The sequence below is a fragment of the Streptomyces sp. WZ-12 genome (assembly GCF_028898845.1).
Taxonomy (GTDB): Bacteria; Actinomycetota; Actinomycetes; order Streptomycetales; family Streptomycetaceae; genus Streptomyces.
The window spans coordinates 5,507,250-5,531,279 of sequence record NZ_CP118574.1 but is presented as its reverse complement, the minus strand read 5'-3'; the positions used below and the strand labels follow the sequence as shown (position 1 = coordinate 5,531,279).

Here is a 24,030-nt window from a genome sequence, read left to right as displayed (position 1 = left end):
CAACGCACGAGCCCGCGAGAAGGTGCCGGAAAACTTTCCGCCCGACCGTCCCAACGACCTGATCGCGGGGCGTTGTCAGTGCCCGCACCTACGCTGTGCCCCATGACCGCCGTGACGCAGCGACAGCCCACGCCACCCCCTGTGACCACCCTGTCCGCCGACGACGCCAGACGGCTGGCGCTGCGGGCCCAGGGCCTGCTCGGCGCCCCCGACCGACGGGCCGGCGTCCGCGGGATGCTGCGCAGCCTGGGCGCGGTCCAGCTCGACACGATCTCGGTGCTCGCCCGCTCCCACGAGCTGGTCCCCTACGCCCGCCTCGGCGCCGTCGGCCGCCCCGCCATCGAGGCCGCCTACTGGTCGGCGGGCCCCGCGGACGGCTCCCCGGCCCGGCCGCACAGCTTCGAGTACTGGTCGCACGCCGCCTGCATCCTGCCCATCGAGGAGTGGCCGCACTTCGCCTTCCGCCGCCGCGCCCGACGGGCCAAGGGCCACCGCTGGCACGTCATGAAGGACTCCGCCCGCTCCTGCGCCGCCGTCCTGGAGCGGCTGACGGCCGAAGGGCCGCTGACCACCTCGCAGTTGGGCGGAGGCCGGAAGGGCGGCGAGTGGTGGGACTGGTCCGAGACCAAGATCGCGGTGGAGTGGCTGCTGGACACCGGCGAGGTGGTCTGCACCGAGCGCCGCGGCTGGAAGCGGGTCTACGACCTCGCCGAGCGCGCCGTCCCCGGGCCGCTGCTGCACGACGACCTCGATGACACGGAGTGCATACGGCGCCTGGTCGCCCAGGCCGGCGCCGCGATGGGCGTGGCCACCCGCGCGGACCTGGCCGACTACCACCGTCTCAGGGGCGAGCAGGTGGCGGCCGTCATCGAGGACACCGGACTGGTGCCGGTCACGGTCGAGGGCTGGGCCAAGCCCGCCTGGGCCGACCCCGAGGCGCTCGCCGCGCCGCCCCGCGGCCGGCACCGCACGACCCTGCTCTCCCCGTTCGACTCCCTCATCTGGGACCGCCCGCGCACCGAGCGGATCTTCGACTTCACCCACCGCCTGGAGGCGTACGTCCCCAAGCCCCAGCGGATACACGGCTACTTCGCGATGCCCCTGCTGGCCGGCGGCAAGCTGATGGGCCGCGTCGACCCGGCCCGCGAGGGCACCACGCTCGTCGCCCGCCAACTCTCCCTGCACGGCCCCAAGGCCGTACGCCCCATGGCCCAGGCCCTCCGCGAGGCGGCGACCTGGGTCGACTGCGACGCCGTCCGCATCGAGCGCTGCGACGACCCACGACTGGCCGCCGCCCTGCACACCGAACTCGCCCGTACCGACGGGCAGGACATCCCCCTATCCCACGGCGCCCGACAGGACGCCACGGGCTGACCCACACCGTCCGGCACCGGCTCGGGGGCGAACCGCCCCCGGCCTCACCGGATTTCGAGGATCTTCTCCCGCATCGCATAGACCACGGCTTCCATCCGGGAATGCAGTTGCAGCTTCTCCAGGATGTTGCGCACGTGATTCTTGACGGTGTTCTCGGAGATGAACAACTCCTTGGCGATATCACGGTTGTTCATGCCCGTGGCGACGAGCTTGAGCACCTCCAGCTCGCGGTCGGTGAGCCGGGGCGCCGGTACCAGCCGGCGCTCGTCGGTGCGCTGGATCATCGACTTGAACTCCGTCAGCAGCTTGGACGCCATCGACGGGCTGATCTGCGACTGGCCGTCCGCGACCGCCCGGATCGCGGTGGCCACCTCGTCGGTGGAGATCTCCTTGAGGAGGTATCCGGTGGCGCCGGCCTTGATCGCGTCGTAGAGGTCGGCCTCCTCGTCGCTGATCGTCAGCATGATGATCTTCGCGCTGGGCGCCACCTCCTTGATGGAGGTACACGCCTCGATCCCGCCGCGCCGAGGCATCCGCACGTCCATCAGCACGATGTCGGGGAGCAGGTCGGCGGCCTTGTCGACCGCCTCCGCGCCGTCCCCCGCCTCGCCGACGACCTGGATGTCCTCCTCCTGCGCCAGCACGATCTCCAGGCCGCGACGGAAGAGCGCATGGTCGTCCACGACGAGGACGCGGATCGGCTCCTTGCGCGGCACTCGCGCGCTCTCCCCCTCGTCGACCCCCACGCCGCAGACGTCGCCGTCCGCATCACCCCGCGCGGGCCCGAAACTCTCCCCCATGGTTCCTCCCCGTCAACCACTCGGCCGAAGGCCAGAGCTTGGATATAAGGCTGGTTGACAACAGCCCTTTGCGGCCAGCCCGATCAATGCCATACGACCGTCTCCCCGGCATGTCGCCGTTTCGTGCCCACATACTCCCCGGCTGGCACAAACACTATACGGCTTCAACTCCAGCCTTCCGCAGGCACGATGGTGCCCCCGGGCGTGCGCCGGGGGCACCTAACGGGTGGGGATCAGCCGCCCAGTGCGCCCCCTGCACCGCCGGGCGATTCCTCTCCGAACGCGTCGGAATTCAAGTGGATGACGCCGTAGTCATAGGCGTGCCGCCGGTAGACGACACTCGGCTGCTTGGTCTCGGCGTCGACGAAGAGATAGAAGTCGTGTCCGACCAACTCCATCTCGTAGAGCGCCTGGTCGAGCGCCATCGGCGCGGCGGAGTGGGTCTTCTCCCGGACGACCACGGGCCCTTCGCCCTGGATCTCCAGCGATCCCATCCGGGTGGTCGGCACCTTCACCGCCTCCGCGGCTTCCTCCGCGGCCGTCAGGCCATGGCCGTTCAGCCGCGCCGCGTCGGGGACGGTGACCGCGACCTCGCTCGCCGGGATGCGTCCGTTGCCACGGCGCGAGTGACGCTTGTCGTTCTGTTTCCGCAGGCGCGCCTCCAGCTTGGCCGTGGCCAGGTCCAGAGCGGCGTACGGGTCGGCTGCGGCCGCCTCGGCCCGGACCACCGGGCCACGGGAGCGGAGGGTGATCTCCACTCGGTCAGAACGGTCGGCCTGCCGCGGGTTGGGCTCCTTGGACACCTCGACGTCCAGGCTGATTGCCTTGCCATCGAGCTTCTGGACCTTGTCCAGCTTCAGCTTCTCGGCCACGTGCTTGCGGAACCGCTCGGGCACCTCGGTCTTGCGGCCCTTGACGACGATGTCCACGCAGAACTCCGTTCCCGGATCGCCCCGCTCAGCAAGCGGAGCAGCTCCTTCTTGCACCAGGCCCCGGTGAGTGCCGGAGCCTCGGACTGGCGACTTTCACCTCCTCCTCCCCCAAGGACGAGCTCTCCACTCCCACTTTTCAGGATCGGCGAAAAACCCCGAAACGCATGCAATACGACATCCGAGGCAAAGCGTCTGCCAAGTCCTCACAACCGAACATAGCTCTACTGGACGGGTGTCGGCACCCCCTCGCCACGACCAGCTCCGTTTGAGTGAAAATCGCCCCTCACTACCAGCAACGACGCCGTTCCCGGCCCAGTTCCCTTTGCCGCTCGCGTTACCCGGCATCGAGGGGAGATCCGAGGAGAGAAACCCGCGGGGTCCGGTCTTGCGGGGTGTCCGGAGTTCGATCCGGTGTCCGGTCCCGCACCCGGTCCTGCGTCCGGCACCAGGCGTTGCGTGCGGGTGCGGCCGGCAGCCCCGGCCCCCCCGATTCGAGGGGCGCAATCGCCCCGGCTCTCGTAACACTCCTCAGCTTCCCGTTGGAACACCTCAGCTTCCGTTGAAAAGGAAAGAACTACGGGGTGCAGCCACCACCGCCGCACCCACCACCCGGCCCCCGGCCGCCCTCAGCGCCCGCGCCGCCTCGGCGAGCGTGGCCCCCGTCGTCACCAGATCGTCCACCAGCACCACCCGCGCCCCCGTCAGCAGCCTGCCGGCCGCGCCCGGCACCTCCAGTGCACCCGCGACGTTCAACAGCCGCTGTCGGGCGGCCAGCCCCGCCTGATCGGCCACCGCACGACGCTGCCGCAACACCGCCAACACCCGCACCCCGCGCCCCGCCCGCCGCAGCTCGGCGGCGGCCACCCACGCGATCCTGCGCACGGGGTCGTGACCACGACCGGCGACGGCCTTGCGGGCGGAGGGCACCGGCACCAGCAGGAGGGGGGTGCCCCCGCCCCCCCCACCCCCCGCACCGCCCCCGCCAGCACTGCTCCGAGCGGCGCGGCCAGCCGCAGCGCGCCGCGCTCCTTGTGGGCCAGCAGCACAGCCCGTACCTCGTCGGCGTACGGCGCACCGGCCCACACCCGCGGCAGCCCCGCGGGCACCGGCCACGGCCGTACCCGCCCGGCACCGCGACCACCGCGCCACAGCGCCCGCCGGCACTCCGCACACAGCTCCGTACGCGGCTGACCACACCCCGCACAGTCGACCGGCAGCACCAGCCCCGCCAGTTCTCGCCACACCCCCCGCATGACTCCACTTTCGCGTCGTGCGCGCCGGGCCACCACCCCTGTGGATAACTCCGCGCACGGGGCGAAGGCAGCGGACGGGACAGTGACCAGCGCTGACCCACCGCCCATCCGCCGCCGCTCAACAGCAGGCACGGCCATGCGCCCACGCCGGGGCACGGGCACGGCTACACGCCGCCGGCAACGGACCCGGTACGCGGGAGGGAGGCGCCGCTCATCCACCCACCCCGAGAGCCACGCACCTGCCAGTCACCCACAAGAAGCCAACCACCCGCCACCGAGCACCCCACGCCAGAAGCACCCGCCTCAGACGCCGGCGCCCAACGCACCCCACGAACAAGCCCAGAAGGCCAGAAGGTCAGAAAGCCGGAAGGCCACAACGACCGCCAAGCCCCCGACTGCAATCAGCAGCACGCCGGCAAGCGGAGCCCTCACCCCGGATAGACCGGCGCCGTCCCGTCCTTCGCCACCGTCTTCCAGTTCGCGTCCGGAGGGAGTCGCACGATGCCCTCCGTGGCGTCCGCGATCAGCGGGCGGGTCTCGTCCTCCGAAGCGGCCACCGCCTTCACGCCGTTGACACCGGGCAGCGTCTGCGCGTCCGACGCCGAACCGTCGGTCTCCATGAACTGCATCTGCTGCACCCCGCCGGCCTCCCGGCCCACGACCACCAGTCGGCTGCCGCCCGCCCAGGAGGCCGCCACCACGTCCTCCAACTGGGGCGCGATCGGCCGCAGTTCCTGCACCGACAGCACGGGGTGCGCCGAGGTGCCGTCCCGCTCGACCCGGCCGAGTTGGAGCGTCGTACGGCCCTTGTCCTCGACCAGGATCGCGATCCGGATGCCGTCCGCGGCCACCTTGATCGCCTTGATCCGGCGTTTGCCGAGGCCGGGCACCGAGACCTCCTCGGGGTCGCCCTTGCCCTCGCGCATCCGCAGCAACCGCGACCCGTGCGCGTCCCGGTCGGCGATCCACAGGTCGCCCAGCCCGTCCCAACTCGGCGCGGTCAGGCCCTCGTCGGCGCCCTTGCCCGTGCTGGTATTGGTGCTCGTACTGGTCATCAGTGGCGCGCCGCGTGCGGCGCCGGCCTCCAGCCCGGCCACGTACAGATACCGGCCGTCGCCGGACACCCCGGCCGCGGTCGTCTCCCCGCGGGAGATGGCGATCGAGCGCAGCGGGGTCTGGCCGGTGCCGAACGGCCCCTGCACCGGCGTCGGTTCGGTGGTCGCATCCGACATCGCGACGACGCGGTGCTCGGCGTCGATGAAGTACTCCCGGCCGGCGGGCCCGTTGTGCCCCGGCGCCGCGAAGTCCTGGTTGGCCTGATCCTGGGTCAGCGCGCACAGCGAGTTGCCGCTCGGGTCCTGGAGCTCCACCTCGCTGATCTTCGAGGCGCGCGTCATGTCCTGGACGGTGAAGAAGAGTTGCGCCGCCATCCGCTTGCACTGGGCGGTGTCGGTGTTCACCGCCTGCTTGCTGAGCTTGACCTGGAGGCTGTTGCTGTCATCCAGGGACAGGTCGCGGGCGGCGAGCCGGGTGCCGGGCGGGAACGCCGAACTCGTCACCCGGTCCAGCCAGTCGGTGGGCCCGGTGAGCAGCGCATCCACGCTGGACGTGATCGGTTTTATCCGCTGTCGCAGGTAGACCGGGTCGGCGACGAGGACGTTCTTGCTCGCCTTGGGGTCGTCCGACTCGGACTTGTAGGAGGCGAAGTAGTACTTGTTGACGGAGCGGTAGATGCGCTGGAAGTCGGACTGCCCCAACACCAGCCCGTCGGGCAGCCGGTCGATGCGCCACTGGTCCCCCTCCTTGATGAGGTGGATGGTCGCGCGGTACGGCTTCTCCTCCGGGGTGTAGGCATGGTTGCCGTCCACCGTCGCGACCTGACTGCCGGCGAGCGTGACGGTGTAGCCGTCGCCGCCCTCACGGCCGGGCTGGGCCTCCGGCTCGGACTTGGGCCGCTCCTGGAGCACGTTGGTCATCAGGAACGGCCGCCAGGTCCGCTTCGCCGACGAGGCCAGATACATCCTGGCCGTGCGGAAGTCCGCCTCGTCGCTGGTGGTCGCGTCCAGGAAGCTGCGCACGATGTTGGTGGGTTGGGCGCCCTCCGCCGGCGGCACGCCGTAGACCCGCACCTGGGAGTCGCCGTCGGCGCGCGGGGACGGGTCGACGGCCGTGACGTCGCCGCCGTCCGGCATCGAGGCACAGCCGGCCAGCAACGCCCCGGCGCAGCCCAGCAGAACGGCCTTCCGGCCCATCCGCCCCAGGCGTCCCGGGTGCGCGGTGCCGGCGCGCCGCGGTATCCACCCCCGGAGCCTCGCGGTGCGCGTCCCTTCGTGCTCAGCGCCCACGCCGCCCGCCTTCCCGCTCCACATCGCCTACGGTTTCCTGCTCGGTGCGGTCCGCGGCCGGACCGCCGCGCCGCCCCGCACCGTTGTCCGGCACGTCCGCGCCCGGTGCGTCCGCGCCCGGTGCAGTGTTGGGTGTCGTGTCGTCGGGTGCCGTGTCGTCGGCGCGCGCGTCCTCGGTCGTCGGCGCGGTTCCTTGCGGGGGCAGCGCGCGGGAGCCGCCGGGGGGCAGCGCGGCCGGGGTCGATGCCGGCCGGGCCGGGGCGTGCGGCGTGCCGGGGCGCGGCTGGGCCGGGACGGTGGCGGGCTTGCGGCCCGCGCGGGGCCGCCCGTTCTCGTCCAGGCCGCGGTGGCGCCGGGAGTCCTCCGGCTCCAGGGGTATCGGGGAGCCACGCAGCGCCTCGCCGGCCGTACGGGGCAGCGTCAGTCGGAACTGGGAGCCGCCGCCCGGCTCGCCCCACGCCTGGAGCCAACCGCCGTGCAGCCGGGCGTCCTCGATGGCGATGGAGAGGCCGAGCCCGGTGCCGCCGGTCGTCCGGGCCCGGGCCGGGTCCGCGCGCCAGAAGCGGTTGAAGACCCTGGTCGCCTCGCCGGGCTTGAGGCCGACGCCGTAGTCCCGGACCGCGACGGCCACCGCGCCGTCGCTGCGACCGCCCGCGGACGCCAGCCGGACCACGACGTCGCGGCCCTCGCCGTGCTCGACGGCGTTGACGACGAGGTTGCGCAGGATCCGCTCCACCCGGCGCGGATCGGCCTCGGCCATGACGGGGTGCTCGGCACCGCGCACGACGATGCGGGTGCCCGTGCGCTCGGCGAGCGGTTCGGCGCCCTCGATGACGCGGTGGACCACATCGCGCAGGTCGACCGGCTCGGCCTCCAGGGCCGCCGCGCCGGCGTCGAACCGGCTGATCTCCAGCAGTTCGGCGAGCAGCGACTCGAAGCGGTCGAGCTGGCCGCGCAGCAGCTCCGCGGAGCGCGCGGTGGCCGGGTCGAACTCGTCCCGCACCTCGTGGATGACATCGGCGGCCATCCGCACGGTGGTGAGCGGGGTGCGCAGCTCGTGCGAGACGTCGGAGACGAACCGCCGCTGCATCCGGGACAGTTCCTCCAACTGCTGGATCTTGAGTTGGAGGTTCTGCGCCATCTTGTTGAAGGACTCGCCGAGCCGGGCGATGTCGTCCTCGCCGGTGACCTTCATCCGCTCCTGGAGGAGGCCGGCGGCCAGCCGCTCGGAGATCCCCGCGGCCATCCGCACCGGCGTGACGACCTGACGGACCACCAGCCAGGCGATGGCGCCGAGCAGGATCACCACGAACACCCCGGCGGTCGCCAGCGTGCCGGTGACCAGCTTCAGCGACTCCTCTTCCTGGTTGAACGGGAAGAGGTAGTAGAGCTGGTACTGGTTGCCGTTGATGTCGTTGAGCCGCTTGCCGATGATCAACGCCGGCATGCCGTCGTTGGATCCGATGCGCCGGATCTGGGTGTACTGGCGGAACGTCCCGGACTTGCTGTCCAACTTCCGCCGCAGGTCCGGCGGGACGCTGCGCTCGGGATCGACGTCCCCGGAGGCGCGCGGTCCTCGGGTGCCGGGCGTGGCGTCGCCGAACGGCTCGTCGGAGTCGGAGCTGAGCGCGACGACCGAGAACACGCCCTGGCCGCCGCTGGCGAGCTGCTCGACGAGGCTGGTCAACCAGGTCGCGGAATCCTGGGAGCCGCGGCTGGCGGTGCGGTTGCTGTCGTCGGTGTGGTTGTCGTCGCCGCCGTCGGCCAGCTTCCGGGCGACCTCAAAGCCGCCGACGGCCTGGCTCTGGGCGGCCTGTGCCTTGGCGGTCAGCAGGCCGTTGCGGACCTGGCCGACGACCACGACGCCGAGCAACAGCACCACGGCCAGCGACATCAGCAACGTGGTGGCGACCACCCGGAGTTGGATGTTGCGCCGCCACAGTCGCAGTGCGGGCAGCAGCGGGCGGCGCACCCAGCGGCTGAAGAGCCGCAGCAGGGGGTGGACCGGCCCGCTCACCGCGCCGTCGGGCAGCAGTTGCCCGCCGCGCAGCAGCCGTGCCGCCAACCGATCCGAAAAGGACATATCACCCGCAGGAGCGACGGTGCGACCCCGCTGTCCCTCGGGGGCCGAACCGTCCCGGGCCATCTCAGCTAGGCCCGGCCTTGTAGCCGACGCCGCGCACGGTCACCACGATCTCCGGTCGCTCCGGGTCCCGCTCGACCTTCGAACGCAGCCGCTGCACATGGACGTTGACGAGCCGGGTGTCCGCGGCGTGCCGATAGCCCCAGACCTGCTCCAGCAGCACCTCGCGGGTGAACACCTGCCACGGCTTGCGCGCCAGCGCCACCAGCAGATCGAACTCCAACGGGGTCAGCGCGATCGACTGCCCGTCCCGCTTCACGGAGTGCCCCGCCACGTCGATGACGAGGTCCCCGATGGCCAGTTGCTCGGGCGCCGGCTCCTCCGAGCGCCGCAGCCGCGCCCGGATCCGGGCCACCAGCTCCTTGGGCTTGAACGGTTTGACGACATAGTCGTCCGCACCCGATTCGAGGCCGACCACCACATCCACCGTGTCGCTCTTGGCGGTCAGCATGACGATCGGTACGCCCGACTCGGCCCGGATCAGCCGGCACACCTCGATGCCGTCCCGTCCGGGCAACATCAAGTCGAGCAGTACAAGATCGGGCTTGGTCTCGCGGAACGCAGCGAGCGCCTTGTCGCCGTCCGACACGAACGACGGTTCAAAGCCCTCACCACGCAGCACGATGCCGAGCATCTCTGCCAGTGCGGTGTCGTCGTCGACGACCAGGACGCGTCCCTTCATTCGGCCATCATCCCATTACCTGATCGTGACGTTCTCCATCGTGAGGCGGAACACACGTCCGCCAGACGCTCGCCGGTCACCGGCGACACCACCCCGGCCTCCGTGACGATCGCCGTCACCAGCTCCGCGGGCGTGACGTCGAAGGCCGGGTTGTAGGCCGGCGCGCCCAACGGCGCCACCGGCACCCCGCCGCCGGCCTCCCCTCCGGCACCTCGCAGGTGCGGCAGGGAGAACTCCGTCACCTCGCCGCCCGGCCGCTGCTCCACCTCTATGGCGCTCCCCTCCTTCGTCTCCAGATCCACCGTGCTGGTCGGTGCCACCACCACGAACGGGACGCCGTGGTGGCGGGCGAGCACGGCCAGGGGATAGCTCCCGACCTTGTTGGCCACCGCGCCGTCCGCCGCGATCCGGTCGGCGCCGATGAGCACGGCGTCCACCTCACCGGCGGCGAACAGCGAACCCGCAGCGCCGTCCGCCAGCACCGTGTACGCCATCCCGGCGCGCGCCGCCTCGTAGGCGGTCAGCCGTGCCCCTTGCAGCAGCGGCCGGGTCTCATCCACCCACAACCGCCGCAGCGCGCCCGCCCGGTGCGCCGCCAGCGCCACCGCCAGGGCGGTCCCCTCTCCTCCGGAGACCAGGGCACCCGTGTTGCAGTGCGTGAGAATCCGATGTCCGCCACCGGGCAGCAGCTCGCCCAGCAGCGCCAGACCGTGCTCCGCCATGCGCGCGCTGGCCGCCCGGTCCTCCCCGTGGACGGCCCGCGCCTCGGCCAGCGCCGCCCCTGCCGCATCCTCCGGACCGGCGCCGCCGGCCACCGACCGCCGGTACGCCGCGGCCGCGCGCCGGACGCCGTAACCGAGGTTGACCGCGGTCGGTCGGGCGTGCGCCAGTGCCTCCGCGGCCTCCTCGACGTCGAGCCCCCGCGCCGCGGCCAGCGCAACGCCGTACGCGCCCGCGATGCCCAACAGCGGCGCCCCGCGCACGGCCAACGTCCGGATCGCCCGCACCAGCGTCGGGACGTCCGCGCAGACCAGTTCGGCCTCCTCTGCTGGCAGCCGCGTTTGGTCGAGAAGGACCACGGCCGGGCCCTCGGGTGGTTCCGCCCAGCGCAACGACGGGATCGCGAGCGACCCACCGCCCGCCTCCGGTGCTTCGTGCTGATCAGCCATGGCCTCAGTCTGCCGCCGACCACCCGCCCAACAGAAGGTCGTCTTCCTCGAAGGGCACGGGTACAGAGCGCCATCGGCCATGACACGATGACTGACACCGCGGACCCCGGACCCCGGCCGCCGCCCCGGCGGACGGGCAGCAAGAAGGAGCGACGATGAACAACTCTCCGGGCTGGGCCTCGCCCGGATCCTCCCCCTCCGACCAGCCGGACCGCGGTGCCTCGGAGCAGCCCACCCAGCCGGCCGCTCCGGAAGACCGCCCCGGCGCGCCCGAGCAGGCGGCCCCACCGAGCTGGTCCAGCAACCAGCCGCCCCCTGGGCAGTGGACGGCCCCGGCCGGTATCCCCGGCCAGAGCGGCCGTGGCACCGGTGACCGCACCCGCGCCTCGTCCGGCCAGCCCCGGGGCGGCTGGACCACCCCGCCGGGCCCCGGCGGCGCCCCCGGCTGGGGCGGAGGCTGGGCGGCAACGCCACCCGCCGCCAAGCCGGGCGTCATCCCGCTGCGCCCGCTGGGCGTCGGCGAGATCCTCGACGGCGCGGTGGCCACCATGCGCGCCCACTGGCGCACCGTGCTGGGAATCTCGCTGATCGTCGCGGTGATCTCGCAGACAGCCGTCACGCTCGTCTCCGGCCTGTGGTTCCCCGGCCCCAATCCCCGCGCCGCCCTCGACGAGGGCTCCGGACCGCCGCTGCGCCAGCTCATGAGCGACATGAGCGACTCCCTCGCCGGCTCCGCCATCAGCTCGGTCATCGGACTGCTCGCGACGATCGTCGCCACCGGCATGCTGACCATGATCGTCAGCCGGTCGGTGCTGGGCCGCTCGGTGACCACCAAGGAGGCGTGGCGCGACGCCCGTCCCCAACTCCCGCGACTGCTCGGCCTGGTCCTCCTGCTCTCGCTGGTCGTCACCGCCGTGTTCGCGGCCGGTCTCGCCCCGGGTCTCCTCGTCTCCGCCTCCGGCCCGCTCTCCGTCGGCCTGCTGCTCTCCCTGCTCGGCCTGTTCGCCGCCGCCTGCGTGAGCATCTGGTTGTGGGTCCGCTACAGCCTGGCCTCCCCGGCTCTGATGCTGGAGAAGCAGGGCGTCTTCGCCTCCCTGCACCGCTCCGCCAAGCTGGTCCGGGGCGCCTGGTGGCGGGTGCTGGGCATCCAGCTCCTGGCCTACCTGCTGATCGTCATGGTCGAGTTCATCGTCCAGATCCCGGCCACCCTCATCGCCTTCCTGATAGACGGTGAGAGCCTGATGGACTGGGCCAACGGCGCCAGCGGCTCCACCGGCTGGTCGTTCCTGATCACGATGGGCATCGGCGCGGTCATCAGCTCGACGGTCGCGCTCCCGATCAGCGCCGGCGTCACCGCCCTCCTCTACGTCGACCAGCGCATCCGCCGCGAGGCGCTCGACCTCGAACTCGCCCGTGCCGCCGGCCTCCCCGGCTACGGCGCCGAGGCTCCCGCCGCGCCGCAGGCCACCGGCACCGCCCCGGCCCCCCGGACCGCCCCCGACGCCGCGCCGGGCGCAACCGCCGTCACGGAACGGACGGTTGACGCCCCGTCCGACCAGGTGGCGACAGCCCCAACACACCCGACGGAGCGTCAGCCAACGGCCGCTCAGCCGGCGAACGTTCAACTGACGAAGACCCACCCCTCCGAGGGCGAGAACGCGGCACCGAACCCGACCGCACCCGCCGCCGACGAGACGCCCGACACTCCGTCGGCACCCGCGGAGCCGTCCACCGACATTCCTGGCCCACGCCCGACCGACGCCGCGCCGGGAAGCTGATGCGGTGACCACAGGGGGGAAGATCGCCGCGCTCGTGCGCCTCACCGCGCTCTCCGACGAGGACACACCGGTACGGATCTCTCGCGTCCCCGCCCGTGAGGCGGCGGAACGCGAGCTGTCCGATCCCCGGTACCACCAGCACGACCCCAACCTGCTCCAGCGCGCCCTGAATTGGCTCTGGGACCATGTCGGCGAGCTCTTCCACTCCGCCGCCGGCGCCACTCCTGGCGGCTGGGTCGGGCTCATCGCACTCGCCGCGTTCGTCGTGCTGCTGATCGTCGCCCTCCGGCTGCGGCTCGGCGCGGTGCGCCGCACCCCGACCACGCTCGGCGCCCTCTTCCCCGATACGCCCCGGACCGCCGCCCAACACCGCGCGACCGCCGACCGGCACGCGGCCGAGGGCCACTGGAACGAGGCCGTCCAGGAACGGATGCGCGCCCTCGTCCTCGCCCTGGAAGAGCGCGCCCTGCTCACCCCCGGCCCGGGCCGCACCGCCGACGAGGCGGCCGCCGAGGCCGGCCTCGTCCTACCCGCGTACGCCGGACAACTGCGCACGGCGGCCCGCACCTTCGACGACGTTGCATACGGCGGGCGCCCCGGAACGGAACGGGCGCACGCCCTCCTGGCCGACCTCGACACCGAGCTCCAGCGCGCCAAGCCCCACCTGGCCGCTGCCTCAACCAGGAGCCGCGGATGACCACGGCCACCACGACTCCCAGCCACACCGCGCACCGCCTGTGGACCCGCTCCCGGGGCGTCCTGCTGGGCCTGCTGCTGCTCGTCATCGGCGGCATCGTCCTCGCCACTCTGCGGTCCGGCGAACAACACGGCCGGCTCGACCCCCGCTCCGCGGACCAGACCGGCAGCCGGGCCCTCGCCCAACTCCTGTCCGCCCACGGCGTCACCACCCAGGTCGTGACCACCTCCGAGGAGGCCGCCGCCGCGGCCGGCCCGGACAGCACCCTGCTCATCACCGCCCCCGACGTCCTGACCGAGGGCCAGCTGACCAGCCTCTCCGCAGCGGCCGACCGCGCTCCCGGCCGCACCGTCCTGCTCGCCCCCGGCGCCACCTCCCTCCAGGTCCTCGCGCCGACCGTCCAAGTCGAACCGCAGATCGGCAACGCGGCGCGCCAGCCCGGCTGTTCGCTGCCCGCGGCCCGCAGCGCGGGCGACGTGCTCCTCGGCGGTCTCCGCTACACCACCTCCGCCCCCTCGGTCGACCGCTGCTACGACGCGAGCGGTTACTCCGCCCTGTTGCGCCTCCCCGCACTCGACGCCGACCGTGACACGGTCCTCCTCGGCTCCCCCGACTTCCTCTACAACCAGCACCTCGCCGAGCGCGGCAACGCCTCGCTGGCCCTTCAACTCCTCGGTACGCACAAACATGTGGTCTGGTACCTCCCCTCCGTCAGCGACCCGTCCTCCACCGTCCCGGACGACAAGCCCGGTCTGCTCGGCCTCATCCCCGCCGGCTGGCGCTGGGCCCTCCTCCAACTCGCCCTCGCCGCCCTCTGCGCGGCCCTGTGGCGCGCCCGCCGGCTCGGCCCGTTGGTGCCCGAACGACTCCCGGTCACCGTCCCGGCCACCGAAACCACCGAGGGCCACGCCCGCCTCTACGAACAGGCCCACGCCCGCGACCGGGCCTCGGCCGTCCTGCGCTCGGCGACCCGCGACCGGCTCGCCCCCTTGATCGGCGTGCCCGCCGCGCACGCCCACACCCCCGACGTCCTCCTCCCGGCCGTCCGCACCCAGTTGGGCACCGCCCCCCTGGCCACGACCGACCTCCAGTCCCTGCTGTTCGGCCCCGCCCCGGCGGACGACAAGGCCCTGGTGCACCTGGCCGACCAACTCGACACACTCGAAAGCTCGATCGTTTCCCAAGAGAGGCACGCACCTCGTGAGCACCCCGACCGCTGACAGCGCCCGAGCCTCCCTTGAGGAACTGCGCACCGAGATAGCCAAGGCCGTCGTAGGCCAGGACCCCGCCGTCACCGGCCTGGTCGTCGCCCTGCTCTGCCGCGGTCACGTACTCCTCGAAGGCGTCCCCGGCGTCGCCAAGACCCTGCTCGTCCGCGCCCTGTCGACAGCCCTCGAACTCGACACCAAGCGCGTACAGTTCACCCCCGATCTGATGCCCAGTGACGTCACCGGTTCGCTGGTCTACGACACCCGCAACGCCGAGTTCTCCTTCCAGCCCGGCCCAGTCTTCACCAACCTCCTGCTCGCCGACGAGATCAACCGCACGCCCCCCAAGACCCAGGCGTCCCTGCTCGAAGCGATGGAAGAGCGCCAGGTGACCGTCGACGGCACGCCTCGCCCACTTCCCGAGCCGTTCCTCGTCGCCGCAACCCAGAACCCCACGGAGTACGAGGGCACTTACCCCCTGCCCGAGGCCCAGCTCGACCGCTTCCTGCTGAAGCTCACGATGTCGCTGCCCGCCCGTCAGGACGAGATAGACATCCTCACCCGGCACGCAGCCGGCTTCAGCCCTCGCGATCTGAACGCCGCGGGACTCCGCCCCGTCGCCTCCGCCGCCGACCTCGAAGCAGCTCGCGACGCCGTCGCCAAGACGGCCGTCTCCCCCGAAGTCACCGGCTACATCGTCGATATCTGCCGTGCCACGCGCGAATCCCCCTCGCTGTCTCTCGGCGTCTCCCCCCGAGGAGCCACCGCCCTGCTCTCCACTTCACGTGCCTGGGCCTGGCTCACCGGCCGCGACTACGTCACGCCCGACGACGTCAAAGCCCTGGCTCTCCCCACCCTCCGGCACCGCATCCAACTCCGGCCCGAGGCCGAGATGGAAGGAGTCACCGCTGACTCCGTGATCAGCGCCGTGCTCGCTCATCTCCCTGTCCCCCGCTGAGGCAAGCCCGTGGCCCTCACCGGACGTACCGCTCTCCTCTCCGCACTCGGAGCCCTCGTCGTGGGCTTCGCGCTCCCCGGCTGGCTCGGGATCCTCACCGTCCAACTCGCCTTGCTGATAGCAATCGTGTGCGATCTGGCCCTCGCCGCGCCAGTGCGAAAGCTCCATTTCACCCGAACCGGTGATACAAGCGTTCGACTAACGGGCGAAGCCCACATCCGCCTCACCCTCACCAACCCAGGCCGCCGCCCCCTACGTGCCGAGCTCCGCGACGCCTGGCCCCCGAGCTCCTTCCGCCCCGGCGACGACATCCCCGCGTCCCGCCACGCCCTCCGCGTCCCCGCCGGCGAACGACGCCGCCTGACCACCACGCTCCGCCCCACCCGCCGCGGCGATCACCACGCCGTCCGCGTCACGGTCCGCTCCTACGGCCCGCTCGGCCTGGCCGCCCGCCAAGGAAGCCACCACGTCCCCTGGACCCTGCGAGTCCTGCCTCCGTTCACCAGCCGCAAGCACCTCCCCGCCAAACTGGCCCGGCTCCGCGAACTCGACGGCCGCACCAGCATCCTGACGCGCGGTGAGGGCACCGAATTCGACAGCCTCCGCGACTACACCCCCGGCGATGACACCCGCTCCATCGACTGGCGCGCCACCGCCCGCCGGCAGACCGTCGCGGTCCGCACCTGGCGCCCCGAACGCGATCGGCGCATCCTCCTCGTCCTGGAAACCGGCCGCACCTCCGCTGGCCGCGTCGGCGACATCCCCCGCCTCGACGCCTCCATGGACGCCGCCCTGCTCCTCGCCGCCCTCGCCGCCCGCGCCGGCGACCGCGTCGACCTCCTCGCCTACGACCGCCGGGTACGCGCCTCCGTACAGGGTCGCACCGCCCGCGACCTCCTGCCGGCCCTCACCGACGCCCTCGCGCCCCTGGAACCGGAACTCATCGAAGCGGACGCCCGCGGCCTGGCCGCAACCATCCACCGCCACGCCACCCGTCGCTCCCTGATCGTCCTCTTCACCGGCCTCGACCCGGCCCCCACGGAAGAGGCCCTCCTCCCGGTCCTCCCCACCCTCACCCAACGCAACGAACTCATCGTCGCCGCCGTCGCCGATCCCCGTATCGAAGAGATGGCCGCCGGCCGCCGCACCCCGCAGGCCGTCTACGCGGCCGCCGCCGCGGAACAGACCCGCGCCGCCCGCCGCCGCACCGCCGACCGCCTCCGCCGCCACGGCATCACGGTCCTCGATTCCACTCCGGCCCACCTGGCCCCCGACCTCGCCGACGCCTACCTCTCCCTCAAGTCCGCCGGCCGCCTCTAACCACCACCCCACACAGCACGGCATGGCCCCGCCCCCATCCGTTGCCCCCTCCACACCACAAGCAGGCCAGACGGCCCCTCCCTTCCACCGGTCCCCTCCACTGCGCCCTTGCACCCTCGGCCTTGCGCACCCCACCCCACGATCAACTGCGTTGCCTTTCTATCCACACGGATACGTGCGGCCCACCACGGCCCCCAACAACATGCCTGTCTCACCCGCACACACTGCTGAAACCCGGCCCCACCACAAACCAACACCCGCCCCACAACGCAAAAAAGCCCCACCCCAAGCCAAACCCAGGAACGAGGCTCCAACACCACAACCACCAACCACCAACCACCACAACAACAACGCAAAAAAGGCTCCGACCCCCGAATCTTACGATTCAGAGGCCGGAGCCATAAAAGAAGTTCGGCGGCGTCCTACTCTCCCACAGGGTCCCCCCTGCAGTACCATCGGCGCTGAAAGGCTTAGCTTCCGGGTTCGAAATGTAACCGGGCGTTTCCCTAACGCTAAAACCACCGAAACACTATGAAACTTAGAACAACCGTTGGTCTGTTCGTGGCTTCAGAACCAACACAGTGGACGCGAGCAACTGAGGACAAGCCCTCGGCCTATTAGTACCAGTCAACTCCACACCTTACGATGCTTCCATATCTGGCCTATCAACCCAGTCATCTACTGGGAGCCTTACCCCATCAAGTGGGAGGGAGCCCTCATCTCGAAGCAGGCTTCCCGCTTAGATGCTTTCAGCGGTTATCCTTTCCGAACGTAGCCAACCAGCCATGCCCTTGGCAGAACAACTGGCACACCAGAGGTCCGTCCGTCCCGGTCCTCTCGTACTAGGGACAGCCCTTCTCAAGACTCCTACGCGCGCAGCGGATAGGGACCGAACTGTCTCACGACGTTCTAAACCCAGCTCGCGTACCGCTTTAATGGGCGAACAGCCCAACCCTTGGGACCGACTCCAGCCCCAGGATGCGACGAGCCGACATCGAGGTGCCAAACCATCCCGTCGATATGGACTCTTGGGGAAGATCAGCCTGTTATCCCCGGGGTACCTTTTATCCGTTGAGCGACGGCGCTTCCACAAGCCACCGCCGGATCACTAGTCCCTACTTTCGTACCTGCTCGACCCGTCAGTCTCACAGTCAAGCTCCCTTGTGCACTTACACTCAACACCTGATTACCAACCAGGCTGAGGGAACCTTTGGGCGCCTCCGTTACCCTTTAGGAGGCAACCGCCCCAGTTAAACTACCCACCAGACACTGTCCCTGATCCGGATCACGGACCCAGGTTAGACATCCAGCACGACCAGAGTGGTATTTCAACAACGACTCCACACCAACTGGCGTTGGCGCTTCACAGTCTCCCACCTATCCTACACAAGCCGAACCGAACACCAATATCAAGCTATAGTAAAGGTCCCGGGGTCTTTCCGTCCTGCTGCGCGAAACGAGCATCTTTACTCGTAATGCAATTTCACCGGGCCTATGGTTGAGACAGTCGAGAAGTCGTTACGCCATTCGTGCAGGTCGGAACTTACCCGACAAGGAATTTCGCTACCTTAGGATGGTTATAGTTACCACCGCCGTTTACTGGCGCTTAAGTTCTCAGCTTCGCCTGAACGAATCCAGACTAACCGGTCCCCTTAACGTTCCAGCACCGGGCAGGCGTCAGTCCGTATACATCGCCTTACGGCTTCGCACGGACCTGTGTTTTTAGTAAACAGTCGCTTCTCGCTGGTCTCTGCGGCCACCCCCAGCTCAGACAGAAAATGTCATCACCAGAAATGGCCCCCCTTCTCCCGAAGTTACGGGGGCATTTTGCCGAGTTCCTTAACCATAGTTCACCCGAACGCCTCGGTATTCTCTACCTGACCACCTGAGTCGGTTTAGGGTACGGGCCGCCATGAAGCTCGCTAGAGGCTTTTCTCGACAGCATAGGATCATCCACTTCACCACAATCGGCTCGGCATCAGGTCTCAGCCTTAACATGTGACGGATTTACCTACCACACGGCCTACACCCTTACCCCGGGACAACCACCGCCCGGGCTGGACTACCTTCCTGCGTCACCCCATCGCTTACCTACTACAAGTCTGGTCCGTCGGCTCCACCACTCCCCTTTGCCCGAAGGCTCCAGGGCGGCTTCACGGACTTAGCATCGCCTGATTCAGTATTGGGCGCTCCAAAGCGGGTACCGGAATATCAACCGGTTGTCCATCGACTACGCCTGTCGGCCTCGCCTTAGGTCCCGACTTACCCTGGGCAGATCAGCTTGACCCAGGAACCCTTAGTCAATCGGCGCAAGAGTTTCCCACTCTTGTATCGCTACTCATGCCTGCATTCTCACTCGTGAACCGTCCACAACTCGTTTCCACGGCTGCTTCACCCGGCACACGACGCTCCCCTACCCATCACCACACCCGTTAGGGCTCTCATGGCAATGACACGACTTCGGCGGTGTACTTGAGCCCCGCTACATTGTCGGCGCAGAATCACTTGACCAGTGAGCTATTACGCACTCTTTCAAGGATGGCTGCTTCTAAGCCAACCTCCTGGTTGTCTCTGCGACTCCACATCCTTTCCCACTTAGCACACGCTTAGGGGCCTTAGTCGATGCTCTGGGCTGTTTCCCTCTCGACCATGGAGCTTATCCCCCACAGTCTCACTGCCGCGCTCTCACTTACCGGCATTCGGAGTTTGGCTAAGGTCAGTAACCCGGTAGGGCCCATCGCCTATCCAGTGCTCTACCTCCGGCAAGAAACACACGACGCTGCACCTAAATGCATTTCGGGGAGAACCAGCTATCACGGAGTTTGATTGGCCTTTCACCCCTAACCACAGGTCATCCCCCAGGTTTTCAACCCTGGTGGGTTCGGTCCTCCACGAAGTCTTACCTCCGCTTCAACCTGCCCATGGCTAGATCACTCCGCTTCGGGTCTAGAGCGTGCAACTCAACGCCCTCTTCGGACTCGCTTTCGCTACGGCTTCCCCACACGGGTTAACCTCGCTACACACCGCTAACTCGCAGGCTCATTCTTCAAAAGGCACGCAGTCACGACGCAGAAACAAAGTCTCTGCGCGACGCTCCCACGGCTTGTAGGCACACGGTTTCAGGTACTATTTCACTCCGCTCCCGCGGTACTTTTCACCATTCCCTCACGGTACTATCCGCTATCGGTCACCAGGGAATATTTAGGCTTAACGGGTGGTCCCGCCAGATTCACACGGGATTTCTCGGGCCCCGTGCTACTTGGGTGGCTCTCAAGCAAGCCGCTGACGTTTCAGCTACGGGGGTCTTACCCTCTACGCCGGACCTTTCGCATGTCCTTCGCCTACATCAACGGTTTCTGACTCACCGACCGGCCGGCAGACCGATCAAGAAAGCTCCCACAACCCCGCACTGGCAACCCCTGCCGGGTATCACACCAATACGGTTTAGCCTCATCCAGTTTCGCTCGCCACTACTCCCGGAATCACGGTTGTTTTCTCTTCCTGCGGGTACTGAGATGTTTCACTTCCCCGCGTTCCCTCCACACTGCCTATGTGTTCAGCAGCGGGTGACAGCCCATGACGACTGCCGGGTTTCCCCATTCGGACACCCCCGGATCAAAGCTCGGTTGACAGCTCCCCGGGGCCTATCGCGGCCTCCCACGTCCTTCATCGGTTCCTGGTGCCAAGGCATCCACCGTGCGCCCTTAAAAACTTGGCCACAGATGCTCGCGTCCACTGTGCAGTTCTCAAACAACGACCAGCCACCCGTCACAACCTGCACCAAGCAGACCTACACCGGGACCGGCACACCGAAGGACGAGCAACGCTCGCACCCTCAGACACCCAACAGCGCGCCCAACACAACCAGCCAAGACCCCGCGTTCCACGCCGAAGCAGTACTAACAGTCCCAAACCGATCGTGCCGAATAGTCAACGTTCCACCCATGAGCAACCAGCATCAGACACTCGCCGATGTACTGGCCCCTGACCAAGCACAAAACTTGGTAAGAAGTGCTCCTTAGAAAGGAGGTGATCCAGCCGCACCTTCCGGTACGGCTACCTTGTTACGACTTCGTCCCAATCGCCAGTCCCACCTTCGACGATTCCCTCCCACAAGGGGTTGGGCCACCGGCTTCGGGTGTTACCGACTTTCGTGACGTGACGGGCGGTGTGTACAAGGCCCGGGAACGTATTCACCGCAGCAATGCTGATCTGCGATTACTAGCAACTCCGACTTCATGGGGTCGAGTTGCAGACCCCAATCCGAACTGAGACCGGCTTTTTGAGATTCGCTCCACCTCACGGCATCGCAGCTCATTGTACCGGCCATTGTAGCACGTGTGCAGCCCAAGACATAAGGGGCATGATGACTTGACGTCGTCCCCACCTTCCTCCGAGTTGACCCCGGCAGTCTCCTGTGAGTCCCCATCACCCCGAAAGGCATGCTGGCAACACAGAACAAGGGTTGCGCTCGTTGCGGGACTTAACCCAACATCTCACGACACGAGCTGACGACAGCCATGCACCACCTGTACACCGACCACAAGGGGGCGACCATCTCTGGCCGTTTCCGGTGTATGTCAAGCCTTGGTAAGGTTCTTCGCGTTGCGTCGAATTAAGCCACATGCTCCGCTGCTTGTGCGGGCCCCCGTCAATTCCTTTGAGTTTTAGCCTTGCGGCCGTACTCCCCAGGCGGGGAACTTAATGCGTTAGCTGCGGCACGGACGACGTGGAATGTCGCCCACACCTAGTTCCCAACGTTTACGGCGTGGACTACCAGGGTATCTAATCCTGTTCGCTCCCCACGCTTTCGCTCCTCAGCGTCAGTATCGGCCCAGAGATCCGCCTTCGCCACCGGTGTTCCTCCTGATATCTGCGCATTTCACCGCTACACCAGGAATTCCGATCTCCCCTACCGAACTCTAGCCTGCCCGTATCGAATGCAGACCCGGGGTTAAGCCCCGGGCTTTCACATCCGACGCGACAAGCCGCCTACGAGCTCTTTACGCCCAATAATTCCGGACAACGCTTGCGCCCTACGTATTACCGCGGCTGCTGGCACGTAGTTAGCCGGCGCTTCTTCTGCAGGTACCGTCACTCTCGCTTCTTCCCTGCTGAAAGAGGTTTACAACCCGAAGGCCGTCATCCCTCACGCGGCGTCGCTGCATCAGGCTTTCGCCCATTGTGCAATATTCCCCACTGCTGCCTCCCGTAGGAGTCTGGGCCGTGTCTCAGTCCCAGTGTGGCCGGTCGCCCTCTCAGGCCGGCTACCCGTCGTCGCCTTGGTAGGCCATCACCCCACCAACAAGCTGATAGGCCGCGGGCTCATCCTTCACCGCCGGAGCTTTCCACACGAAACCATGCGATCCCGTGTCATATCCGGTATTAGACCCCGTTTCCAGGGCTTGTCCCAGAGTGAAGGGCAGATTGCCCACGTGTTACTCACCCGTTCGCCACTAATCCCCTCCCGAAAGAGGTTCATCGTTCGACTTGCATGTGTTAAGCACGCCGCCAGCGTTCGTCCTGAGCCAGGATCAAACTCTCCGTGAATGCTTTACCCGACTGCGTTTAACTAAAAACCGCCGGTGAGACACTCGCGTTGAGCGGAACCACAAGGAGGAATAATCCCCGTGGTTCACAGCGTCCTCGCTGTGTGCGCCTCCCAAGAAACTTGGAAGGACTTTTCAAAGGAACCTCATCCCCCACGATGTGGGGAACGGGGTATCAACATATCTGGCGTTGACTTTTGGCACGCTGTTGAGTTCTCAAGGAACGGACGCTTCCTTCGGCCTGCCCTCGCGGGCTTCCTCCGGGCGCTTCCCTTCAGTCTTGCGTCTCCGACTCTATCAGATCCTTTCGGCCCTGATTTTCGCCGGTGCGATTCGACCTTTCGGCTTCTTCGCGATTCCAACCTTACCAGATCCGTTTCCGTCTCCGGCCCCCTGTTGGAGCGGGGTTCAACCGCTTCGCTTTCGCTTTTCGGTCTTTCCGACTTTATCAGATCTTCCTTCGTTTCCGGCCGCTGAGCGGCTGGTTCGAATTTCGCTCTGAATTGCCCGTCGAAGGGGCTTGCCTTTCGGCTTTTCCGACTTTATCAGAAGAAGATCGACCCGAAAGATCGGGTGAGACTTCCAGTGAAAGGCCGGATACGCTCCACCGATCTGAAAGGTGCGGCCGGAGCGGAGATTGAGACTAACCGTCGCGATCGAATTTGTCCAGTTCGTTGCAACCGTTTGAATCTACCTCCCCCTGCTACCCGTGTCAACGGGTTACTGGGGTGAAAAGGAGATTAGCAGGTCAGCGGGGGTATGCGCACGTCAGGCGGCGGTGGGGAGGAGGGCATCGCGGTCGGTGGGGGCGATGTCGCCGGTCTCGCCGACGCGTACGGCGCGGCCGCCCAGGACGTAGACGTAGGTGAGGAACGCCAGCTCGGCGAGGACGCCGATGCTGATGCGGGCCCAGGTGGGGAGGGCGGAGGGGGTGATGAAGCCTTCGAGGATGCCGGAGACGAAGAGGACGGCGGCGAGGCCGATGGCCACGCCCAGGGCGGAGCGACCTTCTTCGGACAGGGCCGTGCGGCGAGTGCGGGGGCCCGGGTCGATGACCGTCCAGCCGAGGCGGAGGCCGATTCCGGCGGCGACGAAGACGGCAGTGAGTTCGAGGAGGCCGTGCGGGAGGAGGAGGCCGAGGAAGGTGTCGAGGCGGCCTGCGGAGGACATCAGGCCCAGGCCGGCGCCGAGGTTGAGCATGTTCTGGAAGAGGACCCAGAGGACGGGGAGGCCGAGGAAGGCGCCGAGGACCAGGCAGAGGGCGACGGCCTGGGCGTTGTTCGTCCATACCTGGGCGGCGAAGGCCGCGGCGGGGTGGTTGGAGTAGTACGCCTCGTACTGGCCGCCGGGGCGGGTCATCTCGCGTAGGTCCTGTGGGGCGCCGAGGGTGGCCTGGACCTCCGGGTGGGCCGATATCCACCAGGCCAGGAGGGCGGCGGCGGTGAGGGAGAGCACCGCGGTGGGGATCCACCAGCGGCGCAGGCGGTAGACGGCGGCGGGGAACGAGGTGGTGAAGAAGTGGGCGGCGTCGCGCCAGGACGCCTTGCGGGCGCCGGTGACCTTGCTGCGGGCGCGGGCCACGAGGGAGGTCAGGCGGCCGGTCAGGGCGGGGTCGGGGGCGCTGGAGAGGAGGAGCGAGAGGTGGGTGGTGGTGCGTTGGTAGAGGATGACGAGTTCGTCGGCCTCGGCGCCGGTGAGATGGCGCTTGCGGCGCAACAGGGCTTCCAGTCGGTCCCATTCGGCGCTGTGGGCCGTGACGAAGACATCCAGGTCCATACGGTTCGCTCCTCGCAGCGCGGTGGGTGGGTGCCGGGCCAGCTTG

Annotated in this window: 13 protein-coding genes, 3 rRNA genes and 1 pseudogene; 6 read left to right on the top strand and 11 right to left on the bottom strand. The window is 68.4% G+C overall.

Annotation, left to right across the window (positions count from 1 at the left end; translation table 11 throughout):
• The first annotated feature begins 102 nt into the window (after nt 1-102).
• Entirely contained in the window at nt 103-1,374 is a 1,272-nt protein-coding gene (locus PV796_RS23970) for a winged helix-turn-helix domain-containing protein (protein WP_274915423.1), read from the top strand.
• 44 nt (nt 1,375-1,418) lie between these two features.
• Here the strand turns inward: PV796_RS23970 and PV796_RS23965 are convergent, their stop codons facing one another.
• The 7 genes and pseudogenes from PV796_RS23965 to mtnA form a co-directional block, all read right to left on the bottom strand.
• Nucleotides 1,419-2,174 carry a response regulator gene (locus PV796_RS23965; RefSeq protein ID WP_274915422.1) on the bottom strand — a complete coding sequence of 252 codons (756 nt, stop codon included), beginning with the start codon at nt 2,172-2,174 and terminating at the stop codon, nt 1,419-1,421.
• A 233-nt stretch (nt 2,175-2,407) separates the two neighbouring features.
• Entirely contained in the window at nt 2,408-3,103 is a 696-nt protein-coding gene (gene hpf, locus PV796_RS23960) for a ribosome hibernation-promoting factor, HPF/YfiA family (RefSeq protein ID WP_274915421.1), read from the bottom strand.
• A gap of 552 nt (nt 3,104-3,655) precedes the next feature.
• Nucleotides 3,656-4,359, bottom strand: a pseudogene (locus tag PV796_RS23955) (ComF family protein).
• Between the two features lie 428 nt (nt 4,360-4,787).
• Nucleotides 4,788-6,704 carry an LpqB family beta-propeller domain-containing protein gene (locus PV796_RS23950; protein ID WP_446750624.1) on the bottom strand — a complete coding sequence of 639 codons (1,917 nt, stop codon included), beginning with the start codon at nt 6,702-6,704 and terminating at the stop codon, nt 4,788-4,790.
• Complete coding sequence (gene mtrB / locus PV796_RS23945) at nt 6,694-8,787, bottom strand: MtrAB system histidine kinase MtrB (RefSeq protein ID WP_274915420.1); 2,094 nt, start codon at nt 8,785-8,787, stop codon at nt 6,694-6,696. Before mtrB ends, PV796_RS23950 begins: the two co-directional genes overlap by 11 nt.
• 64 nt (nt 8,788-8,851) lie before the next feature.
• Nucleotides 8,852-9,529 carry a two-component system response regulator MtrA gene (gene mtrA, locus PV796_RS23940; RefSeq protein WP_018542117.1) on the bottom strand — a complete coding sequence of 226 codons (678 nt, stop codon included), beginning with the start codon at nt 9,527-9,529 and terminating at the stop codon, nt 8,852-8,854.
• Complete coding sequence (mtnA, locus tag PV796_RS23935) at nt 9,526-10,698, bottom strand: S-methyl-5-thioribose-1-phosphate isomerase (RefSeq protein WP_274915419.1); 1,173 nt, start codon at nt 10,696-10,698, stop codon at nt 9,526-9,528. The genes mtrA and mtnA overlap by 4 nt, the downstream gene beginning before the upstream one ends.
• Nucleotides 10,699-10,853: 155 nt before the next feature.
• On the opposite strand from mtnA, the gene PV796_RS23930 reads away from it, so the two are divergent.
• From PV796_RS23930 to PV796_RS23910, 5 genes are read left to right on the top strand one after another with little or no spacing between them, the layout of a single operon-like run.
• Nucleotides 10,854-12,476: a DUF7544 domain-containing protein gene (locus PV796_RS23930; RefSeq protein WP_274915418.1), complete on the top strand. Its 1,623-nt coding sequence runs from the start codon at nt 10,854-10,856 to the stop codon at nt 12,474-12,476.
• A gap of 4 nt (nt 12,477-12,480) precedes the next feature.
• Nucleotides 12,481-13,173 carry a DUF4129 domain-containing protein gene (locus PV796_RS23925; RefSeq protein ID WP_274915416.1) on the top strand — a complete coding sequence of 231 codons (693 nt, stop codon included), beginning with the start codon at nt 12,481-12,483 and terminating at the stop codon, nt 13,171-13,173.
• Nucleotides 13,170-14,393 (top strand): DUF4350 domain-containing protein, encoded by a 1,224-nt coding sequence (locus tag PV796_RS23920; RefSeq protein ID WP_274915415.1) that lies wholly within the window; start codon nt 13,170-13,172, stop codon nt 14,391-14,393. The genes PV796_RS23925 and PV796_RS23920 overlap by 4 nt, the downstream gene beginning before the upstream one ends.
• Nucleotides 14,374-15,339, top strand: coding sequence for an AAA family ATPase (locus PV796_RS23915; protein ID WP_274915413.1), 966 nt, complete (start codon nt 14,374-14,376; stop codon nt 15,337-15,339). Before PV796_RS23920 ends, PV796_RS23915 begins: the two co-directional genes overlap by 20 nt.
• A gap of 9 nt (nt 15,340-15,348) precedes the next feature.
• A complete protein-coding gene (locus tag PV796_RS23910; protein ID WP_274915411.1) occupies nt 15,349-16,659 on the top strand; it encodes a DUF58 domain-containing protein in 1,311 nt (436 codons plus the stop codon).
• Nucleotides 16,660-17,068: 409 nt separating this feature from the next.
• Here the strand turns inward: PV796_RS23910 and rrf are convergent.
• The 4 genes from rrf to PV796_RS23890 form a co-directional block, all read right to left on the bottom strand.
• Nucleotides 17,069-17,185 (bottom strand): 5S ribosomal RNA (gene rrf, locus PV796_RS23905).
• 71 nt (nt 17,186-17,256) lie between these two features.
• Nucleotides 17,257-20,377: ribosomal RNA gene (locus tag PV796_RS23900) — 23S ribosomal RNA — on the bottom strand.
• Between the two features lie 304 nt (nt 20,378-20,681).
• A 16S ribosomal RNA gene (locus PV796_RS23895) occupies nt 20,682-22,209 on the bottom strand.
• Together the 16S, 23S and 5S rRNA genes form the textbook arrangement of a ribosomal RNA operon.
• A gap of 767 nt (nt 22,210-22,976) precedes the next feature.
• Nucleotides 22,977-23,984 (bottom strand): stage II sporulation protein M, encoded by a 1,008-nt coding sequence (locus PV796_RS23890; RefSeq protein WP_274915410.1) that lies wholly within the window; start codon nt 23,982-23,984, stop codon nt 22,977-22,979.
• Nucleotides 23,985-24,030: the final 46 nt, after the last annotated feature.

Bases quoted from the DNA above. Each gene is read 5' to 3' on its own strand.
- PV796_RS23920 (WP_274915415.1), top strand. From the start codon at position 13,170: ATGACCACGGCCACCACGACTCCCAGCCACACCGCGCACCGCCTGTGG.
- mtrA (WP_018542117.1), bottom strand. From the start codon at position 9,529: ATGAAGGGACGCGTCCTGGTCGTCGACGACGACACCGCACTGGCAGAG.
- PV796_RS23970 (WP_274915423.1), top strand. From the start codon at position 103: ATGACCGCCGTGACGCAGCGACAGCCCACGCCACCCCCTGTGACCACC.
- PV796_RS23965 (WP_274915422.1), bottom strand. From the start codon at position 2,174: ATGGGGGAGAGTTTCGGGCCCGCGCGGGGTGATGCGGACGGCGACGTC.
- PV796_RS23930 (WP_274915418.1), top strand. From the start codon at position 10,854: ATGAACAACTCTCCGGGCTGGGCCTCGCCCGGATCCTCCCCCTCCGAC.
- mtrB (WP_274915420.1), bottom strand. From the start codon at position 8,787: ATGTCCTTTTCGGATCGGTTGGCGGCACGGCTGCTGCGCGGCGGGCAA.
- mtnA (WP_274915419.1), bottom strand. From the start codon at position 10,698: ATGGCTGATCAGCACGAAGCACCGGAGGCGGGCGGTGGGTCGCTCGCG.
- PV796_RS23890 (WP_274915410.1), bottom strand. From the start codon at position 23,984: ATGGACCTGGATGTCTTCGTCACGGCCCACAGCGCCGAATGGGACCGA.